The organism is Aridibaculum aurantiacum (assembly GCF_017355875.1).
In the GTDB taxonomy this organism is placed as follows: domain Bacteria; phylum Bacteroidota; class Bacteroidia; order Chitinophagales; family Chitinophagaceae; genus Segetibacter; species Segetibacter aurantiacus.
Genome location: NZ_JAFEWC010000004.1, coordinates 133,992 through 154,825 on the forward strand (window position 1 = coordinate 133,992; position 20,834 = coordinate 154,825).

Genomic DNA, 20,834 nt, shown 5'->3' on the forward strand with positions numbered 1-20,834 from the left:
ATGCAAACAAAAGAGGCGGAGCTAATACCGCCTCTTTTTATTTATCTAGTGCAGAGATATCTATAAAGCTTCAAATAAACCGGTAGCCTTATTCTTTCTTACCGTACCTGCTTTAAAGTACCTGCCATTCATGGCTACATAAACGCCATTGGCCAGCGCCTGCACAAAGGCCATAGCGCCACCAAGATTGAATAATCCATCGGAGCTACCAAACTTGTAAGGGATCATTGCGCCGGTAAGTACAATCGTTTTTCCCTGCACAACCTCCTGGAGAAAGCTAGCTGTATTAGTCATAGTATCCGTTCCGTGGGTAATGATGATCTTATCTTCAGCAGAAGCAATACAGGCATCTGCAATAGCCTGCCGGTGCTCATCCGTCATCTCCAGGCTGTCTATCATCATCAGCGACTGCACCTGTACATCTACCACACATCTTCCCAACTTCAGCATCTCCGGCAAGTGCGTGTCCTTGAAAAACAGCTGGCCATTCAACTCGTTATACTCTTTGTCGAACGTGCCGCCAGTAATGATGATCCGTATGCTCATAATCAGGATTTGAAATGCAAAGATGAGGCAGAATGGTGGTTGATGCAAAAGCAGCTGGTTTGGACGTTGGTTTAGAACGCAGATGACGCGGGTGGTTAAGATTGAGTTTTAATTGCTTTAGGATTTGCATGGCCTCTTTTAAAGAAATAGGAACGTATATGATTTGGGATTCAAAGATGTAATATGATGTCTTAGCACTTGCGTGGCTTGCAGCCGATGTAGTTTTTTGGAGTGGCACACTTTTATCTCTGGTAAACGAAAGACAGCCATGAAAACATTAATCTACATACTCTTCATCATTTGCCTTGCTGCCTGCGGAAGGCCAATAGATGTAACCTCGCGACCTAATGCACACACCGCCACAAGCGGAACTTTAGGATCAGCAAAATTCAATAATCAACTTCCTGCAGGAACAATGGATACATTAGCTCGTAATGTACCACGCACAGATACACTTCCGTAAGAAGCGTTAATCTTACAGCTCCAGTTGAAGAAGAGATTACTATTTCTTTTCTTTTAACACAGGTGGACAGGCAAAGGCTTTATTTTAGTTGACTATGAAAAAGTTCGCCGGCCTGTTTATTATTACTTGCTTGTTTTCAGCTGCTTCACCTGCTCAACCTGCCTTAGCGCAAAGCCAGCAAAATAAACAGCAGGCTACTGCTGATGCTGGCGCTCCTGATTATTCTAATTTAAAATATTGGGCTTCGCATCCACGCAAGCGCGATACTGGTGATAGTATTCCTTCATTTTTAAAGAACGAGAAACGCGATACGCTTGCAGATGTATTCTTTCTCCATCCTACAACCTATACACAACGTATGGAAGAAGGGAAATGGAATGCTGATGTAAACGATGAGTGGCTTAATCTACACACTGACAACAGGACGATCTTAAACCAGGCGACTATTTTCAATGGCAGCTGCCGCGTATTTGCACCTCGTTACCGCCAGGTTCACCTGCGTACATTTTTTACTTTCAATAACCCTGCTGCTGCTACTGCATTCGATGTAGCTTATGAAGACCTGAAGCAGGCATTTCTATATTATTTACAGCATCACAACAATGGCCGACCTATATTAATAGCAGCTCATAGCCAGGGGAGTTTGCACGCTATCAGGTTGCTGAAAGAATTCTTTGATGGCAAGCCTCTACAAAAGCAATTGGTATGTGCATACGTAGTTGGGTGGCAAATAAAACCTACTGATCTTAAAACAATTCCTCTTGGTCAATCTGCTGATGCAACAGGTTGTATAGTAGGCTGGAGAGCTTATAAAAAAGGAACCAGTGATTTTTTAGTACAAACAGAAAATGGTAATGGGATGGTAGTAAATCCACTTACCTGGACCACCTTAGATGCGTGGGCACCCGCATCCTTACATAAGGGAATGGTTGATAAAAGATTTAACTCACTTGCTCCTGTTACTATAAGTGCAGGTATCGATCCAAAGCTGAAAATACTTGGAGTGGAAGTTAGTGGCAGTGCTGAAGGCATAGGTAGCAATACAAATTATCATGTGGCTGATTACAACCTCTTTTACATGAATGTGCGGGAAAATGTAAAAACAAGAGTTGATGCTTATTTAAAAAAGAATATGCAGAAAAAATAAATCGTGTTGTTCCTACTGCTGCTGATGATGATTAGAAAAAATCACTGCATCATCAGAGTATTTATTTCAGCTTATTCTTCTTTTTTAGCAACAATTGGTGCATGACATGTTGAATTAATTTCACATGAACTTAGCAATATGCATTCTTCAAAATTGTCCTGGTAAACCTTATGAATTGAATTTCAGGTAAAATCTTCTTTATGTGAAACCCAGTATTGGCGCGGGTTCCAGGAAAATGCAGCTGGCATACTATTGTATCTACTTTCCTCATAAATCTAATATTATGAAAAAGGATACGAATTGGCTGGAGGGGCTAATAGAACAGATATTGGAGCAGAATAATGCATTAAGTAAATACCTCGTTATACTTCTGGTTTTATTTATTGGGGCCGGAAGTTTATATGTTCTTTTGAATACTACTGGATAGCAGCAAAGGGTGTTAGTAGAAGTTGTATTTGTAGATATTGCAGTTGTTGTTGGTCTGTACGATCAACAACAACTCCAGTAGTTTTTTCATTTATGATTTTTTTTTCCTAATTATCTCCACCTGAGTCCTGCACATATTTCTTTCTGAAAAAATAATACATCGGTATTCCTGTAGACATTAATATCAATCCCATTGCAGCTTCACGTGGCCTGCTGAAAAATGTATTGAACACAAGTCCTATACAGAACAACACTACAATCGCCGGTACGATTGGATAACCCCAAACTTTATAAGGCCGTGGAGCATCCGGCATTTTTTTCCGCAGAATAAATACACCTAACGTGGTAGCGCCATAATATATAAATACTGCAAAAATGATCATATCGGTCAGTTGATCGAAAGTGCCTGACAGCACCAATACACATGCCCATATACATTGGTAAAGCAGCGAGTTAGCTGGTGCTTTTTTCTCATTCAGTTTTTCTACGCTTTTAAAAAATAGGCCTTCACGCGCCATGGCAAAATAGGGACGGCTGCTTGCAAGAATAGTAGCATTGGTACAGCCCAACGTAGTGATAAGAATAAGTATGGAAATGAATAAGCCACCGCCTTGTCCCCAGAAACTCCTTACAGCTTCTATGGCCGCAATCTGGTTACCACTGGTATACACGCCTTGCAATGCATCCACAGGCAGCAGCGACAGGTAAGTAGCATTTACCAACAAGTAAATGCTTATTACAACCAGCACACCTATTGTAATGCCTCGCGGAATGTTACGTTTCGCATCTTTTATCTCTCCACCTATATATCCAATAGCAGCCCAACCCTGGTATGCCCAAAATGCCGCAAGCATGGCTGTGAAAACGCTGCTGGTAGAAACGGTAGATCCATCAAGTGTTTGTAGTGAGATCCTGCTAAGGTCGGAGCGGCCACTACTAAGACCAAAGATGATAATGGTAAATATGCCTGCAAATACCAGCAGTAGTATTGCTGTACTTACACCTGCTCCTGTTTTTACACCATGAGTATTTATCCAGGTGAGAAGGATGATGAGTGTTATGGCTATGAGTTTAACCTCGAAGTACGCGAAAGGAAAAAATACCTCACCGATAGAAACTTCAGACATAGAAGCTAAAACAGGCGGTAACTGGATAATGCTCTGCAGCGATTCAGCAAAAACATAAGCCAGCGATGAGATGGCTGCCGTTTGTATAACCGTGAAAAGTGACCAGCCAAACAGGAAGGCGAAAAACCGGTTGTAAATTTTTTTATAATAGGCAAACTCGCCACCTGTATCAGCTAAAAGCCCTGCCACCTCTGCATTACACAAGGCACCAAACAAACTGATAATGCCGGCAATGATCCAGCAGACAAGTACCCACCCCGACGACTGAAGCTCTGCAGCCATGGGTGCTACTTTTTTATACACGCCTGAGCCAATGATGTTGCCTATCACCACTACCACCACGAGTTGTAAGCCAAGCGACCTGCTAAGATTGGATGCACTCATATTGCTGTTTGGCTGACAAGCTAATTAAGAAAACATTATTAACCACAACATCTTTTCTCCTATTGAATGGTTCCAAAACTACCAAGTTGACCGAAGCAACTGCTTGCTTTTACCGTTCATGTTAATCTTTAATATGAAAATATAAGTCCGCCTAATTTTGCCGCGCCTTTTAGTACACACACCTTTTATATATGCACCCATCTTCCCGTTCTTTTAATAGAACAACCCTTAAGCGTAGTTTACTTGCTTCTTACACGTTCCTGTTGTTATCAATTTTTACTGGATCTTTTGCTCAGCAGCGTACCGTTACCATTTCTGTAGTTGATAATACCAAACAAGCTGTTCCTTTTGCTACAACCAAAGCACTACTTGCCTCAGATACACTAATGGTTGTACAGAAAGTTACTGATAGTACAGGCGTGGCTCGTTTCCAGCTTCAGCAAGGAGCGCAGTATATACTGCGTGCTACTTCTGTAAACTTCCTGGAAGCGGAGAAAAAGATAGTGGTAACAGGTGACAACAGGTTTAGTATTTCCCTTTCGCCAGCTGCATCTACACTTGGTGGTGTAGTGGTTACTGCCAGCAGGCCGCTCATGCGACAGGAAGATGACAAGACAATTGTAGACCCTGAAGCACTTGCTGTAAGCAGCACCAATGCCTACGAGATCCTGGAGAAAACGCCGGGCTTATTTGTAGACCAGGATGGTAATGTATACCTGAGCAGTACAACACCTGCACGTATCTACATCAATGGCAGGGAGCAGCGGATGAGCGCACAGGACCTGGCAACCATGCTGAAGAGTTTGCCTCCTAACTCTATTCAAAACATTGAGATATTACGTACACCTTCTGCACGGTACGATGCAAGTGGTGGTGGTGGTATAGTGAACGTGGTGCTGAAAAAAGGGGTACGCATTGGATTGACAGGAAGTGTGAATGCCGGCTTCAATCAGGGGCGGTATGGCAACCAGTTTGCGGGATTGAACCTGAACAACAGCAGTGGCAAACTGAGCAGTTATATCAACCTGCAGTACACACGTCGGAAGTCGTATGATAATATCATCACCAATCGACTTTTCGCTGCTGATTCTTTGCTTAGTCAAAATGCCAATACCGTTTATCCGGGTAGTAGTTTTTATATAGGTGGCGGATTGGGATACGAGATCAACAAGAAATGGGAGATCAGCTACGATGGCCGTCTTAGCCTGAACCGTTTTGATAATGCTACCATCAACAGCTCGCAGATAAATAAGATTAGCAATGGACAGTTGATCACATCGAACCTTGCTAACGTAAATAATACAGGTACCAATTCAACTATTTCCCAAGCTATATCTACAAAGTACAAGATCGATAGTCTTGGCTCGGAGTGGACCAATGACTTCTCTTACACAGGTACGCCAGGCAGTAGTCACCAGGACTTTGGGACTTTCTTCAATCAACCTGCTAGGGAACCTTTCTTAGGTGCTGGTGACATCAACACGCGCTTCAACTTTTTTAGCGCCGCCAGTAATGTGCTTTGGAAGCTGCCAAAAAAACTAACATTGGAAGCTGGTGTTAAATCAACGGTTGCCAGCTTTAGAAATACTACGGATTTCTTCAGGCAAATAAACGGCAACATGTTGCCAGATGCTGTTCGTACTGCGGCTTACCGTTACAATGAGAACATCAATGCTGCATTTTTACAAGGCTCCAAAACAATAGCTGGTATAACCCTGAAAGTGGGAACAAGGCTGGAGAATACAAACATGCAAGGTAACCAGATGGTGCCCAAGGATACCTCTTTCAATATCCATCGCACCGACCTTTTTCCTTATGTGTATATCAGCCGCAACCTGATGACCATAATGAGCTATGAGCTGAGGGCTTACCTGGTGTACCGACGCACTATCAGCCGCCCTGGATACGAGCTGCTCAATCCATTTCCGCGGTTCATAGACCAGTACATGTTTGAAACAGGAAACCCTTCTTTGCGGCCGCAGTTCACGCAGAATTACGAGGCCAACATCTCTGTGAATGAGCGTCCCATTTTTGCGTTAGGTGTAAATGAAACAAAAGACATTTTTACAAACGTGATATACCAGGCTGACACCAGCAGGAGCCTTGCTTACCGCACCTACGACAACTTGGGCACCAACAAAGAAACTTACTTCAGGTTGATAGGTGCCATTCCGCCGGGTAAACGATATTTTATAGTAGTAGGCGGACAGTACAACCATAACTTCTATAATGGCCGCTACGAAAACAGCCCGCTGCAGTTTAAGCGCGGAAGCTGGTCAATCTTTAGTTACCAGACCTTGCGCATCACGCCTAATACACAGTTTGTGTTGAATGGTTTTGCGCGCTTCAATGGGCAATTGCAGTTCTACGAACTCAGCTCCTTTGGCGCACTTAATCTTAGCATCAACCAGCAGTTCCTGAAAAAGAAGTTGATGGTGTCTTTAAGTGCTACTGATGTATTCTTTACCAACAACAATAACTTCAGTCTGCAGCAAGGGACCGTAAATGCCACCGGCTACCGTGAAAGTGATACGCGCCGCTTTGGGCTGAACATCCGCTACAACTTTGGTTTACGTAAAAAAGAAGAAAATAACTTCCTGAATATTGAAAGCCCGGAGAAAGCTCAATAGAGAAATAAACATCAATAAAAAAACCACCCTGGACTGGGTGGTTTTTTTATTTAGAGCGAACGAGTTTATTTAGCCTCGTTAGCTATCCTTACTTGTTCTAACCTTTTTACATAGGTCTCTATCCAGTTCTTATAAGTTCCTGTAGACTTAGCATTTCCATATTGTTTTCCTTGCAGCCTGTCTACTACATCGTAATTAAAAGTGAAGCTGGGCGCCATCCTCGACATGCCCATATTCACAGCTTCAGTGTACCTGACGGTAGTGCGAAACATGTAACGATACTTTTGCCTGTCGCTGTACTTGCTGCTGTTTATCATAGTAGGGTCAACCATTTCAAAAGGACCCGTATAAAACTTTTCGATGCTGGAATGAATGGTCCTGTTGATATGCGTGTGGTCTGTGTTCAGCACGAGTAAAGTAGTTTGCTCTTTACCAAAATCCGGCGGCACAGCTGTTTCATTGGCAGATATACTCCTGGGGCTAGAGCAGCCAAGCAAAACAGAAATAGTTAAGGCAGGTAGCAAAGCATATAATGTTTTCATAGAACGTGTACTATAATTTCGGCTCAAGTTACTGCTGCTATGCATTATAAGCACGACATAAACTATAGCATGCAGTTAAAAAGAAGATATTGTATACAAATGAAACTTACTGGGCAACAGGATCACTGTGAAGTGCTACGCGATTTCCTTCTGTATCCTGGAATACAGCCATATAACCAATCTCATCGGAGATCTGAGTCTTAGGTATAAGAATTTTCCCACCTGCTGTTTCTATTCTATCCAGCACTACCTGCAGGTCTGGGTTGCCATTAAGATAAACCAAAGCACCTGTAGTTGATGGTTGATAAAAACCGGGAGAATGGCATATAGCTCCGCCTACACCACCTGGCTCTGTAGGAAACATTCGCATGCGAAATTCCCCAAGATCCATGGGTACTAACTGTAGATCGAATATGGCTTCGTAAAATGTAGTGGCGCGTTCAAGATCCTCAGCCGGGATCTCGAACCAGTTAATGGCATTTACTTTCATAGCAGTTGTATTTGATGAAAAAGTATCCTAAGATATTCATTCATCAACTAATGCAAATGCCCGTTCATGAAATATAACGCCAGTAACCTTAGTATCTCATTTACATACCAAAGCTACCCTGCCATGTGCACAGGGTGGCTTTGGTAGTAAAATTATCAAGGAATATTAAAGGACGATCACGCTATTGTTATCACCAAACACATTTGGTTGGTGCAGGTCAGCTTCCGGCTCATTAAGCCACTGTGTAGCGTTTACGCGATATCTAAATTCGTGTTGTGTATTCTTTGGAAGAGATAGTTCGCAGGTAAAAGAACCATCTTTCTTTTTTGTCATCTCAACTGCATTTTCCCAATCACTATTCAGACCAAGGATCTCTACTTTTTCAGCTGCTTCAGGCTTCAAGGTGAACTTTACTTTGCAATAATCTTTAGTCTTGAAATATGTTTTTTGAACCATGATATTAATTTTAGTTAGGGTACCGTTAATACAAATATTAAAGAAAGGTAACCTTCAACATGGTTTTCAACCAAAGAATGTTTTTCACAATATGGGGAAGAAACCTTTGCTGGTAGCGGATTTCAGCGGGTTCCCTTTATGGCTTGCAAGCGTTTTCCTATATGTAAATAAATGATGAACTATCATTTAACCGTCTTTAGAGCCTCTTCACACTCTTGTGGTGTATCGTATGGAACACCATTGCATTGTACCCACCTTCCCTGCACTCTTCTATAGCAATAATATTTTCCATCATCCTCATCTTGCTGGCATTTGTAGTTGCTGTTTCGGTTCGTGAACCGGTTTGACTGGAACAAACGAATAGAGAATTGGTGGTTCTTTTTGTCGCTCATATACGTGAGTTATTAAAGCTGGATAGTAGTTAAATATCTAAATAACAGCGCGTGCTCATCCTGCATTACTTCCTTTACAGGAAATACAACTGGCTTATATCCTCCAATTTTATTAGGGTCGAGAAAAACGATCTTTTCTACTTTGATAGAAGTGATATTTCCAAACGCAGGTTTCAAGAAATCTGGAGAAACGAAAAGCACTCCTCCCGGCCGTGTTTGTTTTCCTTGCACTACCAGCTGAAAATTGCCCGCTGGTTGTTTTACCGCCAAATCAGTAGTAAACCTGATGGACTGCAATGATGGATTAACAACGCCAAAATATGCCGGACCAAAGCCAAGGCATTCTCTATCAGGATTGAATTTAGCCGTGAAGAAAACAGCTGCATTGATATTGCTTGGCGATGTAGTTACCAATCCCAGGTAAAGCCGTGTAGCATATCCATCTACTTTATGATAGGTAACTTTTTCTTTACGTGAGCTATCATTCATCTCGTTCCACTCCAGCACATAATCTTTTTCTATATAAGCCTCTTTCAAAACCGCAGCATACATTCTGACCGACTCCAGCTTTTGTATATCCTGGTCAGGATACAGCTTTTGAGCAGCCGGCAGTAGCTGGTTGAAGAAGTGGTCTTTCCCAACATCTTTATTGAAAGAAAACGGTACCGTTTTTTGCATGCACGATTGCATTAGCAACAATGCAAGCGCCACCGGGATAAGCTTACAGTTTGACATTTTGAAGATTATTGTATGATCCACCTATATAGTACCTGTTGATATCGCTATTTGGATGTAGTGGGTAAAGCCCGCGCACATGGATGATATCCTGCAGGCCAAACACTCTTCCGCTTTGTGTGCGCAGCGAGCCTAGTACTCCTGCATCTATGGCAAAGCCGGCAGCAGGAAAATACCGGATGTTATAAGCTGAAGCATTGTATGTGGGAGGTATTTTACTATTGCGACCGCTAACGGTAGAATCCGGCAAACTATACTGGGGCATGTTGATACCTATAACATTCGATAACTCGTACAGCAGGGGCGAGTAACCTGTAAACTGGTCGAAAGAAAATTCGAGGATATTGTAATTGCTATGGCTATGAAGGAAGGCACCAAAGCCACCTGTCCACCACCTGTCAAAGTTGTCGGCCAGCGGAAGAATATTGAATGGCGCTGCGCCATCATTGTAATAATTAATTGAAACATTAGGCGAGGAAAAACTGAATGAACCAACCACCTGGTTGCGCTTGTTATTGTTTACAATGAAGTTGGTCCCGATCATGAGCGCGTACTTCTTGTTAGTAGCAATGTTATAATACCCACCTGTATTGATGGTGCGGTAATACTTGGTATACGGCAGGTCTTCCCAGCCATAGCCTATATGAAAAGAATTAGTGAGATCCATTTGGATATCACCAATCAATGGATTGAGATTAGCGCCGAGTGATTTGGTGTAAATACTAATTGTAGGAGCGTAACTCAGCAGCAACCTGTTGCTGTTTATACCATTGATATTATATGCTGCAAACATGCGCAGCCCAGGAAATTGCTGGCTCACCCTATAGTTCAGCGTAAGGTTACATCCTACATTGAAGTGAGAGGTAAACTGCCAATTGTCTTGTGCGGCTACAAGAAAAACCTGTGTATACAACAGTACGCTTAGAATGATCTTTTGCATGATTGGACAATTGTAGATCAAACATCCATGTGAATGATGATGTTAAACTATAAAACCTATTGCTTCCTTACAAGTACATGCAGTATTTTAATCTAAAGCGTTAGCCATAGTGTAAGAAGCAAATAGGATTAGCCATTTATCATCTTCATTATCTCGTAAAGTAGGAGATTGACAGCTCATCAATTAATGAGTGCAGCTAAGGCCGATGCTATATCTTCAATTTTTTGTAGCGTAAAATTTACCAGCACATGAATAAGCTTGTTGCCCTTGTCATCATTACCCTATTCTACCAATCATCAGCAAGCTGCCAGTTGGCGCTTCCCTATCCTTCGGTAGATGCGCAACGTGCGGCTTATGCCAATAAAAAATGGGTAAAGCCAACAAGACTGCTTGATAGCTTACAAATAGTAACGGATCTAAAGTTCCTGGCATCTGATACATGCGAAGGACGCTCCCCGGGATCGGTAGGACATGAGCTTGCAATGAAGCGGGTGATAGCACGAATGAAAGCTGCAGGACTTGATAGCCTGGACAACTCGCTGGTGCAAACTTTTTCTGCAAGAGGACCATTCGGAAATACCACCGGCAAGAATGTTATCGGCTGGCTGAAGGGGAAAAAAGAACCTAACAAGTTCATGGTTATAAGCGCACATTACGACCATGTAGGCAAGAATAGCCGGGGTACTTTTTATGGAGCAGATGATAATGCAAGTGGTGTAGCGTGTCTACTGGCCATGGCTAAATATTTTAAAAAGAACCCGCAGCCATACTCCATCATTTTCGCTGCATTCGATAGGGAAGAAAGCGGGTTGCAAGGTGCTCACAAATTTGTAGAATACATGGATAGCACCAACAGGTTGTCTGCCATCAAGTTTAACCTGAACATGGATATGATAGCCCGTAGCGACAGCAACGAGATGTTTGCTTCCGGCACCCGCCACTACCCGGCTTATATAAGCGTGGTAGAAAAGGTAAGGCCGCTTACCAATACTGTTTTACTAATTGGCCATGACTATGGTTCATCGCGTGAAGACTGGACAAAGCTGAGCGACCAGTTTGCTTTTCACAAAAAGAACATCCCGTTTTTGTTCGTAAGCGTAGAGGATCATGAAGACTATCACAAACCAACCGATACAGTAGACAGGATAAACCTTAGCAGGTATATTGAGAACTGCAATATGCTGCTATTGCTGGCAAAGTCGATTTCCCTGTAGGATATAAGTTGATAAACCTGGTTGATACTAGCTCGCCAGGTTGAGCCTGCTGGCACACATAGCTGCATAAAATTTGAAAGTCTGCTTTCTCTCTTCAAAATTTTTTTGGAGATCGCTGTTGTTTCTAAAAACAAACCTTGGAAACTTCCTGTAAACATTCAATTCACGGGCTATATCAGCAAGATGGATCATCGCTTCCACTACCTCGCTATTCCTGGTCATTTTTTTCCTAATAAGCTTATTTGGCAGGCAATACATATCATAAGTTTTTAGATTATGGATAACATCGGGGAGATGTTTGCACCATCAAAGACAAACACTGTTCCAAAAATTTATAGTTGAATTTCCAGGAAGAAAATTGGTTAACAAGGGTTCTTTTAGAGTGCTAAACAAACATTGCGAAATGCAGGCCTGCAGGCTTTTCCAGCGTTTTTCGCCAATAAAAAACCACCCCATTATGTGGTCAGAAGAAAAACTTACCCTTCGTAGTTTCGCTTAAAGAATTACCCCCAATGCGTTTTATCTTTTTAATCCTCTTCACGGCCTTGGTAGTACAGGGCACTGCACAAACGGTGCGTCTAGCTACTTACCGTTATGGCAATAACAGCCGCCTTCAAAGTCTTCAACCATATGCAGATCATTTACGTAACAAATACAAGTTTGATGTTTCTATAAAAAGTTACGAGTCGGTGCACGCGCTTATACAGGCCATGCAAAAAAATGAAGTTGACATCGCGCTGATCAACACCTTTGGTTACCTGCTGCTGGAGTCGGAGGGTAAACATAATATGCGTGCAGTCGCTACGCTAAAAGTTACACGCCAAATATCTGATGGTTATCGCACAGCCATTATAGCTGGTCCACAGGTTACGGTTCATAAGTTGGAAGAGCTAAAGAAACTGGGTTCAAAGCTTCGCCTTACGCTGGTCAACAGGGGCTCTACCTCAGGTTACCTGGTACCACGCATGGCATTGGCTGGTGCCGGCATTCCTTCACCTGAAAGTACTTTTAAATACGTGCTGTATAGCGAAATACATGATGCAGCTGTTGATGCGGTATTGAGCAGAATGGCTGATGTGGCCGCAGTAGGTTATTCTGAATATAGCAGGTATGTACAGCAAGATGCCTCTAACAGGAGCAAGATGCGCCTCCTCTGGTTGTCTCCTGAAATACCGTATGGACCTATCATGTTCAATAACAAAATGAGCGCGGGATTGAATGCTCAATTATTGCATTCCTTCTTAAACCTGCACAAAGAGAACGCTGCTGCTTTCGAAGCTATGAAATCTGGTTGGAGTGAAACAAAAGACGCTTCTTTCTTCTTTACAATTGATGGTAGTTACTACTCCAACTTTAAGAAATTGCTGGGCAGCGAGCATGACATCCAAAAAATGCTCAAGCAAGTGAAGCGATAACTTTTTTGATACATCGCATGCATCTTATCCTCCTTCGCCATCAGTTATCTCACTGCCTACTCTATCTGTGGCAGATGGATCTGGCTTAGGATCCTCAGACGGATCCTGGCGGATATTTTCATTGGCTCGTGGATTCTCGTTTTGTGCCATGGGCGATGGCTTCCCTTCTTGTCCTGCCTGTTCGGCTTGATTCTGCTGGTCCATATCTATGCTTTTATCTATAGGTAAAAAGGATTATGCCAATTATAAAAGGCATGGTTTTTTGAAGCTGTAGGAAACAGAATGGCCACTTATTTAATTTGTATCACCGTTATTGGTATGGCAGCATTGCTAATGGCATGGATGCCTGCTATTAGCCAGAAAACAAAAGTTTCTTATTCTATAGTATACGTGGTCACAGGTATGATCCTCTACATGATCTTTACCAAATTGCCTGATCCTGATCCGCTGCTTCACGAGGATTTTACAGTACACCTTACTGAACTTATCGTCATCATTTCATTGATGGGTACCGGCTTAAAAATTGACGAACCCTTTGCCCCAATGACTTGGTCAGTACCTCTAAGGCTGGTAAGTATTACGATGGTTCTTTGTATAGCAGCTATGGCTGTTTTATGTAAATATGCATTAGGCATGGATTGGGCAAGCTCAATCTTAATTGGAGCATGCCTGGCGCCAACAGACCCGGTGCTTGCCAGCGATGTACAGGTAGGGCCGCCTATGGAAGGTGATAAAGGAAAAGTGCACTTTAGCCTGACAGCCGAAGCTGGTATGAACGACGGTACAGCATTTCCTTTTACCTGGCTTGCAATAGCCGTGGCAATGCTGGCTGGTAATGAACAGCTTGATGTATGGCATTGGGTGTGGAAAGACCTTGTATACCGTGTAGTGGCAGGTGTTGCTATGGGCTTTATTATTGGTCGCATATTGGCATATTTTGTTTTCGACCTTCCCGAGCGAAAAAAGGCTATACAAATAAAGGATGGTTTTGTGGCTGTGTCTGCCACACTGTTAGTATATGGCTTTACTGAACTGGTGCATGGCTATGGCTTCATTGCGGTTTTTGTTACTGCTATTACGCTACGCAATTACGAGATCAACCACAAGTACCACAAGAATCTGCACGACTTTACCGACCAGATAGAACGTATACTTATTGCAATAGTGCTCATCCTTTTTGGTGGTGCAATTGTGTCCGGTTTACTAAATGCACTTACCTGGCCAATGATACTTTTGAGCCTGGCGTTCCTGCTAATTATAAGGCCTGCATTGGTGTGGCTTACTTTATATGATATTCCTATCAACCGCAGAAAGAAATGGGCGATCGGCTTTTTAGGTATCCGCGGTATTGGCTCTTTCTTCTATTTATCATTTGCGCTTTTACAAGCTAAGTTCTCAGAGCCATCTGCTTTATGGTCCATTGTTGGATTTATCGTTCTCATCTCTATCATCATCCATGGTTTTACAGCAACCAGTTTACTGGAAAAACTTCCTACAAATAATCCACCTATAAAGGAGCAATTGAAGAGGTAAATTCCTTCTTAATCTTCGTCTAGATAAAAAGGTGGTTCATCCAGTAAAAAGGCACGTTCATCGTTTTCGATATATGAGATTACACATGCACTTTATATTTTTAAGTTCCTAAAAAATGATGCATGAAAAAACTGTTTTTACTAACGCTCCTGTTTGCACAACTAGCTAGTTACGCACAAACAACTTATAAAGGTTTACCTGTTATCCGTGCCAATTCTATGAAAGCTGATTACCGCTTCAACGACTGGTGGTCACGCGGCAGCTGGACCATAAGCCCTAATATATCACCGGACCCAATTGATTTTTTTGCAGGTAAAAATGATATTCAGTTTGCTTTTTACACAGATATTGATTCCATTGCTTTTCCTGTAAACAGGGAAACAAAAAAGCAATTTTATGTACTTACTGCAAAAGGTGATTATGCACTAACAGAGGTAAGAAGCCTGCAATTAACCGGTATTGGATTTGATAATAAAGCAACATCAGAAGGATATAAATTCCAATATCAAACCAGCGCGAACAATAAATATTTACAAACCTTAAGAGAACAATACCAGCTAGACAAGGTGGTAGAAAATAAACAAACCGAAACAGAAAAAGCACTTGCCCTGCTGCATTGGGTACATAGCCAGTGGAAGCATGATGGTGACAATGAACCAAAGAAAAGTGATGCTCTTTCCATTTTGGCTGAAGTAAAAGAAGGAAAGAATTTCAGGTGTGTTGAGTACGGGATAGTAGGAACAGCTGCAATGAATGCTATGGGTATGCCTGCGCGTGTACTGGCATTGAAAACAAAAGATGTAGAAACAACAGAATATGGTGCAGGTCATGTTTTGATGGAAGTTTTCTTAAAAGAACATAATAAGTGGGTGCTGATGGATGGACAGTTTGATGTAATGCCGGTGCTGAATAATGTCCCGCTAAATGCAGTAGAGTTTCAGCATGCAATTGAAAATAATTATGATGAACTGGAGTTGCGCAGCGGTGTTGGCACCAGGAAGCATAATTACGTAAGCTGGGTTTACCCATACTTATACTACTTCGATATTAAGTTTGATAACCGCCAGCTTGTAGATGAGCAGCCTGTAAACTACAATGGTAAAAAAGGATTGATGCTGGTTCCTACTGGCGCAAAGCAACCAACCGTTTTTCAAAAGCAGTATCCTATAACTTATTGTGCATACACCAATTCTTTAGCTGATTTCTATGCTGCACCATTTTAGCGCATATCGCTTGTAGTTGGTTGCAAATTAAAAGGAGCGTAAACAAGAGGAAATGATCTCTTATTTACGCTCCTATTTTTATTGTATAAATTATTACTGCTTTTGCAGGTAACGAACAATAGCCAATCGAATATCAGAAAGTGAATTAGAAGTAGAGGTTTCAGCAGGATATACTTTTACTATATCCTTATTCTTTTCATTTAAAAAATCCATATTGGCTTCTTTACCTGTAAGCAGGAAATCGCTAATTGCTACTCTATAAGTTTTATTTGGATCTATAGATGCATTGTTGATCATCCACGTGCCATTGTTATAAGTAACAAATTCGCTGTGCAGCAAATAACCACCAATACCTGTATTCTTTCTTCCTGTTTCTAACGTTTGAATAAGCAGGTTTCCTTTCATATCTACCTCACGTATGCCGCCACCAAAAGGCATACTGCGGATGATATCATATTGTGTCACAGGTACCGGCAGTATATCATCTACACGAATGGATCCTGAATTCACAATGGCTACATCTGCCTGCGGTGCAGCTTCATGCATTGCCTTTACAATAAGGCGGGTGAGGTTAGTTGGTTGTTTACGTAAAAATTCTTCACGTCCATCCAGAGGCTCACCACTCTTCATTACCACTGCACGTGCATCAAAACCTAAAGAGCTATAGTTCTTTTCAGCAATGTCTGTCCACTTGTTTACAACAATATTAGTCAGGCTATCGAATCCAATGGTCTCATCTATATACCGCAGTTGTGGCGTTACGGTTACTTTCCCATTCTTCCGGTTGATGAGCAGTTTATTTACATAAGCTGATTTGGCATTTGCATGCGCTTTTGTAATGTACACTTTACCTTCTTTTACAAAACGCATATTGTGCTCGTGTCCGCCCATGATAAGTGCAAGACCCGGAATTTCTTTAGCCAGCTTTTGGTCGTCCTCTACCAGCAAATGTGTAAGTGCTACCACTGCATCTACAGAATCTTTAATGCGGTTATACAAGGTTTTGGCTGTTGTCATCACGTCTGTATAGCTTACATAATCAGCACGGTTAAAAGGCAGTGTCAAACCAATGAAACCGATCTTAGCTGTAGTACCATCAGCATCTTTTACATGCATAATATGTGTTTCAGGAAAAGCTGGTCCACCAGAAGTTCTTCTAAAAGGCTGCACCTGTCCATTGGTTTTATGAAAGGTGTTGGAAGCGATCCACATGAAGCCTGATTCATTTATTCTATCCTGCAATTCGTTTTCCGTGATATCAAATTCATGGTTGCCAAACACCGCATAATCCATTCCTGCAACATTCATCGCTTCTACCATTTGTTTACCACGAATTCTCTTGCCCTGGTACTGCAGGCTGTTGTAAACAGAAGGGCTCAAAAAATCACCGGCCATCACCAGGAAGGTGTTTGGGTTTTGTTGCTTGTATTCTTTTTTCAAAGCAGCTACCCGCGCCATTCCACCTTCTTTACCTGCAGCTAATGGTTGTATCTCGTACACATCGTTTACCTGTACAAATACTACTTCTATTTTTCCATCATCATTGGCGTTAGAAGGAACGTAGCCTGTAGTTTTACAAGAAGCCACAGCAAGGAAACATGCAGCTATTAACCAATTCTGTCTTTTCATGAACATGTATTTTTTAAAAATGCAAGTTAGCAGTTGTAGGAAAATGAAATCTTGATTGTAAGCAATAGTAAACAGATATTGCCGGGGAGTTAGATCATTTTTTTGTGAACGAGCAAGTATTTGAAAATGCTATCATTCAGAAATGATCGATCTATGGCTGGTTAATCATTTACATGTTATAGGCAACCTAGTATTCCCATATGCCAGGTTTTGTAAGCGGTGCATAAAATAGGCAAGCACAACATTCGCTCCTCTATCTTTATCAAAAAAGTTTTGGACCTACACGAAATATACCAACAGTTTGTACTAGGCTTGTTAGCCACCACATGGTATGAAGCATTAGCAGTAGTGGCTGGCATTACCAGTGTTTGGTTTTCTAAAAAGGAGAACATCCTGGTATATCCTGTTGGGCTGGTAAATACAATTTTATACGTCTACCTAAGTATAGATGCGCAGCTGTTTGGTGAAGCAACAGTGAATTTATACTACACCATCATGAGCATTTATGGCTGGTTGTTGTGGAGCAAAAAAGACCGGCAGCATCATCCTGTTTTACATGTTACGCATGCTACGGCTAAGGAGTGGTTACATCACCTGCTGTTCTTTGCCGCTTTTTATATAGCTATTTATGCTGCGCTGGTATATGTACAAAAAGCATTTTGGCCTGGAGCCATTCCATGGGCCGATGCACTAGCCAGTGCCACTGCATTCACTGGTATGTGGCTCATGGCAAAGAAAAAAGTGGAAAGCTGGATCTGGTGGATACTTACTAACATCGCTTCTATCCCTTTGTATTTTGTAAAAGGCTTCGTCTTTACCAGTGTGTATTATTTCATATTGTTGTTGCTTGCCTTTGCTGGGCTTGCAGAATGGAATAAAAGAGCTAAAGCAACTAAAAGAGAAGCACTGGTAACAGCATGAAACAACAAGAAAAAAAAGTAGTGATCATAGGGCCTGAGAGTACAGGTAAAAGCACTTTGTGTGAAGCACTTGCCAACCATTACCAAACTACATGGTGTGCTGAATATGCACGTGAATATTTACTCGAACATGGTGCGGATTACACGTATGAAGACCTGGTGGTAATTGCAAAAGGACAACTATCGCTTGAAGCAACCACTATTGATCAAGCAGCGGATTTATGGCAACAACAGCCGGTAAAAAGTACACCGGTGCCGCTGGTGTTTGTTGATACAGATATGTACGTGATGAAAGTATGGAGTGAGTTTGTTTTTGGTAAGGTGGATCCATTCATCCTGCAAAAAATAGATGAACAACATACTGACCTGTACCTGCTGTGCAATATTGACCTTCCATGGGTGCAAGATGAACTGCGCGAATACCCCGACCTGGAAAGAAGGCAACAGCTGTTTGACATATATAAAAAGATAATGGAGAACCAGGATGTGCAATGGGTGCTGGTAGAGGGCCCTCACGAGCAACGCATAGCAACGGCAATCGCTGCTGTTGATTTATTTCTTAGCAGCCTTACCTGAGTGTACTAGCTTCTGCACATCAGGATCTACTTCTATATTCCGCATCTGTTGTAGTACACGCGGATAGCGCCAGCTAACCCACCTGCTCATAGGAACTACTGTATATCTCTTAGGGCTTGGTAAACAGGCTATCACCATGGCAGCTTCCTGCCTGCTCATGTGTATAGCTGGTTTTTTAAAATAAGCTTGGGAAGCTGCTTCTATACCAAAAATCCCAGGACCCATTTCAGCTATATTTAGATATACCTCCAGTATCCGCTCCTTTCCCCAGATCCATTCTATCATCTTAGTATAATACAGCTCAGGCACCTTGCGTATATACCTGCCTATACCGCTGCCTTGCCATAAGAAAACATTTTTTGCAACCTGCTGGCTGATAGTACTGGCACCGGCACCACGCACCTTTTTGCTTTTTCCCGGCTTTGCCTGCATGCTTTTCTCCAGCGACCTCCAGTCGAAGCCACCATGATCAGCAAATAGTTGGTCTTCGCTGGCCATAGCGGCAAGCTTTGGTGCCGGTGAAATTTCACTGTAGGAAACATAATCGCGCTTGAGGCCATAGCCTCCAAACAGGCTGCCGAGTTGTGTAAGCGTTACAGGAGGCATTATCCATTTGCAAATGACTAGGTAGATATTAGATAACAGGAAGGCCCAAAGCAGTATCCTGAATACCCGCCGAAATAGTTTACCGAATAGATCTTTTACCGTCATGCAATAGAATATGCGGCAAGATAGCAAGCCCAGCTTTATGGCGTACCCAGTGGGATGTAATGAGTAGAATATTTTTTACCAACCATGTAAAAATCTTTGCGCAACTTATTGATGGTAATGCCTGCTGCCAGCGCTCCTGCTGCAGGTAAAATATTGCGTAGATTATCTTGAGCAAAGGGTGAATAATTAATGTAAAGAGAATTTACAAGATTAACAGCCAGGAAACCGCCACCACCCAATACCAGCAGATTACCTACAGATAAGGTGTTGAACTTTCGTGGCTTTGGTATGCCTGCAATCTCCTTGAAATGTATTGAACGCAAAACCGTAGCTACGGTATCCATGCGTGTTACTCCCAACTGCGTAGGCACCTGCCTCACCACCAACTCACGAAAAAAGATACTGTCACTTTTTATATTTGTTATCTGAGTTGCTACATATTCACCACTTGAAGTAATGAACGTGGCTACAGATCCTTTGAAGAAGGTTTTTAAGGTGCGCTGGTTCTTTTTAAAAACAACAATATCACCTTGCGCCTTTGCCTGCACAACAGAGAAAAGAGATAATATAAACAACAGGTTTCGCATGGTTCAGTCTAGTGAGATTGATAAAAAATTCATTCCTTAAACCTGTTCGTCCATTGGCAATGAAGCTTATAAATGTGAAACAACAGTCGGTGGTTGTTCCTGCAAAAGATTATTCTATTCTATCTCCATATGCCAGTATGCCCCATGTAAGAGCAACGCCAAAACCAATTAAGATCAACCCGCTAATGCGGTTGATGATATGGATATTATGAGGTGTAAGTTTTTGCCTGATGCGGCCGGCAAGCAACACCTTAGCTATATCGAAAGCAGCCACTACTACCAGGCAAGTTGCATATACTACCAAGCGGTAGTTAAAAGATTGAACCAACAATGAGGTGGAGGTAAGCAGCCAAAATCCGATAACACTGGGGTTTAGTGTGTTCATAAAATAACCCGCCAAAAAGATCTTGATGTAATCGTGCGTGCTGATCTGGATCACCTGCATGCCGCTTTCGTTCACAGCTATTTTTTTAAAGAAAGTAACATAAATGCCAAGAGCAATCAGCAGTGCACTTCCTCCCAATCCTATAGCTAATTTGTAATCAAGCAGGCTACCAAATAGTTCGGTAAATAGGTTACTGGCTATCACCAATGTTATATCGCTGGCCGAAACTCCTATGATAAATGCAAAACCACCTTTCAACCCGTTGTTGATGCTTTGCTTGAGAATAGAAAAAATTACAGGACCAACTGAAATACTCAGCATTAACCCTAAGGCCAATCCCTTTAGTAGTGCAGCAATCATTCG

The 20,834-nt window shown here is 42.1% G+C and carries 23 protein-coding genes; 9 read left to right on the forward strand and 14 right to left on the reverse strand.

Annotated features, from left to right (window positions below; genetic code table 11):
• Positions 1 to 60: 60 nt before the first annotated feature.
• Positions 61 to 546 (reverse strand): asparaginase domain-containing protein, encoded by a 486-nt coding sequence (locus J4N22_RS18885; protein ID WP_207497140.1) that lies wholly within the window; start codon positions 544 to 546, stop codon positions 61 to 63.
• A 268-nt stretch (positions 547 to 814) separates the two neighbouring features.
• Between J4N22_RS18885 and J4N22_RS18890 the strand changes: the two genes are divergently transcribed.
• On the forward strand, positions 815 to 1,009 hold the full coding sequence (locus J4N22_RS18890; protein ID WP_207497141.1) for a hypothetical protein: 195 nt from the start codon (positions 815 to 817) through the stop codon (positions 1,007 to 1,009).
• Between the two features lie 94 nt (positions 1,010 to 1,103).
• Positions 1,104 to 2,156: a DUF3089 domain-containing protein gene (locus J4N22_RS18895; RefSeq protein ID WP_207497142.1), complete on the forward strand. Its 1,053-nt coding sequence runs from the start codon at positions 1,104 to 1,106 to the stop codon at positions 2,154 to 2,156.
• 533 nt (positions 2,157 to 2,689) lie between these two features.
• Here the strand turns inward: J4N22_RS18895 and J4N22_RS18900 are convergent.
• Positions 2,690 to 4,093: an APC family permease gene (locus tag J4N22_RS18900; RefSeq protein ID WP_207497143.1), complete on the reverse strand. Its 1,404-nt coding sequence runs from the start codon at positions 4,091 to 4,093 to the stop codon at positions 2,690 to 2,692.
• A 191-nt stretch (positions 4,094 to 4,284) separates the two neighbouring features.
• Here J4N22_RS18900 and J4N22_RS18905 point away from each other — a divergent pair, with 191 nt between their 5' ends.
• The gene (locus tag J4N22_RS18905) at positions 4,285 to 6,723 is read left to right on the forward strand and encodes a TonB-dependent receptor (protein WP_207497144.1); all 2,439 of its coding nucleotides are present in this window, start codon (positions 4,285 to 4,287) and stop codon (positions 6,721 to 6,723) included.
• Between the two features lie 65 nt (positions 6,724 to 6,788).
• On the opposite strand, the gene J4N22_RS18910 is transcribed toward J4N22_RS18905, so the two are convergent.
• The 6 genes from J4N22_RS18910 to J4N22_RS18935 form a co-directional block, all read right to left on the reverse strand.
• Positions 6,789 to 7,265, reverse strand: coding sequence for a hypothetical protein (locus tag J4N22_RS18910; protein ID WP_207497145.1), 477 nt, complete (start codon positions 7,263 to 7,265; stop codon positions 6,789 to 6,791).
• A gap of 106 nt (positions 7,266 to 7,371) precedes the next feature.
• Complete coding sequence (locus J4N22_RS18915; RefSeq protein ID WP_207497146.1) at positions 7,372 to 7,755, reverse strand: VOC family protein; 384 nt, start codon at positions 7,753 to 7,755, stop codon at positions 7,372 to 7,374.
• Between the two features lie 165 nt (positions 7,756 to 7,920).
• Positions 7,921 to 8,211, reverse strand: a complete 291-nt coding sequence (locus J4N22_RS18920; protein WP_207497147.1) for an isoamylase early set domain-containing protein — start codon at positions 8,209 to 8,211, stop codon at positions 7,921 to 7,923.
• 182 nt (positions 8,212 to 8,393) lie between these two features.
• Positions 8,394 to 8,603: a hypothetical protein gene (locus J4N22_RS18925; RefSeq protein ID WP_207497148.1), complete on the reverse strand. Its 210-nt coding sequence runs from the start codon at positions 8,601 to 8,603 to the stop codon at positions 8,394 to 8,396.
• A gap of 12 nt (positions 8,604 to 8,615) precedes the next feature.
• Complete coding sequence (locus tag J4N22_RS18930) at positions 8,616 to 9,281, reverse strand: hypothetical protein (RefSeq protein ID WP_207497149.1); 666 nt, start codon at positions 9,279 to 9,281, stop codon at positions 8,616 to 8,618.
• A 43-nt stretch (positions 9,282 to 9,324) separates the two neighbouring features.
• The gene (locus tag J4N22_RS18935; protein ID WP_207497150.1) at positions 9,325 to 10,278 is read right to left on the reverse strand and encodes a hypothetical protein; all 954 of its coding nucleotides are present in this window, start codon (positions 10,276 to 10,278) and stop codon (positions 9,325 to 9,327) included.
• 248 nt (positions 10,279 to 10,526) lie between these two features.
• On the opposite strand from J4N22_RS18935, the gene J4N22_RS18940 reads away from it, so the two are divergent.
• Positions 10,527 to 11,492, forward strand: a complete 966-nt coding sequence (locus tag J4N22_RS18940) for a M20/M25/M40 family metallo-hydrolase (protein ID WP_207497151.1) — start codon at positions 10,527 to 10,529, stop codon at positions 11,490 to 11,492.
• A gap of 27 nt (positions 11,493 to 11,519) precedes the next feature.
• Here J4N22_RS18940 and J4N22_RS18945 read toward each other — a convergent pair whose 3' ends face one another.
• The gene (locus tag J4N22_RS18945) at positions 11,520 to 11,714 is read right to left on the reverse strand and encodes a hypothetical protein (protein ID WP_207497152.1); all 195 of its coding nucleotides are present in this window, start codon (positions 11,712 to 11,714) and stop codon (positions 11,520 to 11,522) included.
• Between the two features lie 290 nt (positions 11,715 to 12,004).
• Between J4N22_RS18945 and J4N22_RS18950 the strand changes: the two genes are divergently transcribed.
• On the forward strand, positions 12,005 to 12,907 hold the full coding sequence (locus J4N22_RS18950) for a phosphate/phosphite/phosphonate ABC transporter substrate-binding protein (RefSeq protein WP_207497153.1): 903 nt from the start codon (positions 12,005 to 12,007) through the stop codon (positions 12,905 to 12,907).
• A 24-nt stretch (positions 12,908 to 12,931) separates the two neighbouring features.
• Here the strand turns inward: J4N22_RS18950 and J4N22_RS18955 are convergent, their stop codons facing one another.
• Positions 12,932 to 13,111 (reverse strand): hypothetical protein, encoded by a 180-nt coding sequence (locus J4N22_RS18955; protein ID WP_207497154.1) that lies wholly within the window; start codon positions 13,109 to 13,111, stop codon positions 12,932 to 12,934.
• Between the two features lie 78 nt (positions 13,112 to 13,189).
• On the opposite strand from J4N22_RS18955, the gene J4N22_RS18960 reads away from it, so the two are divergent.
• Both J4N22_RS18960 and J4N22_RS18965 read left to right on the forward strand, forming a co-directional pair.
• Positions 13,190 to 14,440 carry a cation:proton antiporter gene (locus J4N22_RS18960; RefSeq protein ID WP_207497155.1) on the forward strand — a complete coding sequence of 417 codons (1,251 nt, stop codon included), beginning with the start codon at positions 13,190 to 13,192 and terminating at the stop codon, positions 14,438 to 14,440.
• A 122-nt stretch (positions 14,441 to 14,562) separates the two neighbouring features.
• Positions 14,563 to 15,663 (forward strand): transglutaminase-like domain-containing protein, encoded by a 1,101-nt coding sequence (locus J4N22_RS18965; RefSeq protein WP_207497156.1) that lies wholly within the window; start codon positions 14,563 to 14,565, stop codon positions 15,661 to 15,663.
• Positions 15,664 to 15,756: 93 nt separating this feature from the next.
• Here J4N22_RS18965 and J4N22_RS18970 read toward each other — a convergent pair whose 3' ends face one another.
• The gene (locus tag J4N22_RS18970; protein WP_207497157.1) at positions 15,757 to 17,292 is read right to left on the reverse strand and encodes a bifunctional metallophosphatase/5'-nucleotidase; all 1,536 of its coding nucleotides are present in this window, start codon (positions 17,290 to 17,292) and stop codon (positions 15,757 to 15,759) included.
• Between the two features lie 273 nt (positions 17,293 to 17,565).
• Here J4N22_RS18970 and pnuC point away from each other — a divergent pair, with 273 nt between their 5' ends.
• The gene (gene pnuC, locus J4N22_RS18975) at positions 17,566 to 18,213 is read left to right on the forward strand and encodes a nicotinamide riboside transporter PnuC (RefSeq protein ID WP_207497158.1); all 648 of its coding nucleotides are present in this window, start codon (positions 17,566 to 17,568) and stop codon (positions 18,211 to 18,213) included.
• Positions 18,210 to 18,788, forward strand: a complete 579-nt coding sequence (locus J4N22_RS18980; RefSeq protein WP_207497159.1) for an AAA family ATPase — start codon at positions 18,210 to 18,212, stop codon at positions 18,786 to 18,788. Before pnuC ends, J4N22_RS18980 begins: the two co-directional genes overlap by 4 nt.
• On the opposite strand, the gene mtgA is transcribed toward J4N22_RS18980, so the two are convergent.
• From mtgA to J4N22_RS18995, 3 genes are all read right to left on the reverse strand, one after another.
• Entirely contained in the window at positions 18,765 to 19,499 is a 735-nt protein-coding gene (gene mtgA, locus J4N22_RS18985; protein ID WP_207497160.1) for a monofunctional biosynthetic peptidoglycan transglycosylase, read from the reverse strand. The two genes, J4N22_RS18980 and mtgA, sit on opposite strands and share 24 nt — an antisense overlap.
• A gap of 35 nt (positions 19,500 to 19,534) precedes the next feature.
• The gene (locus tag J4N22_RS18990; RefSeq protein ID WP_207497161.1) at positions 19,535 to 20,086 is read right to left on the reverse strand and encodes a hypothetical protein; all 552 of its coding nucleotides are present in this window, start codon (positions 20,084 to 20,086) and stop codon (positions 19,535 to 19,537) included.
• Between the two features lie 109 nt (positions 20,087 to 20,195).
• On the reverse strand, positions 20,196 to 20,831 hold the full coding sequence (locus J4N22_RS18995; RefSeq protein WP_207497162.1) for a LysE family translocator: 636 nt from the start codon (positions 20,829 to 20,831) through the stop codon (positions 20,196 to 20,198).
• Between the last annotated feature and the right edge of the window lie 3 nt (positions 20,832 to 20,834).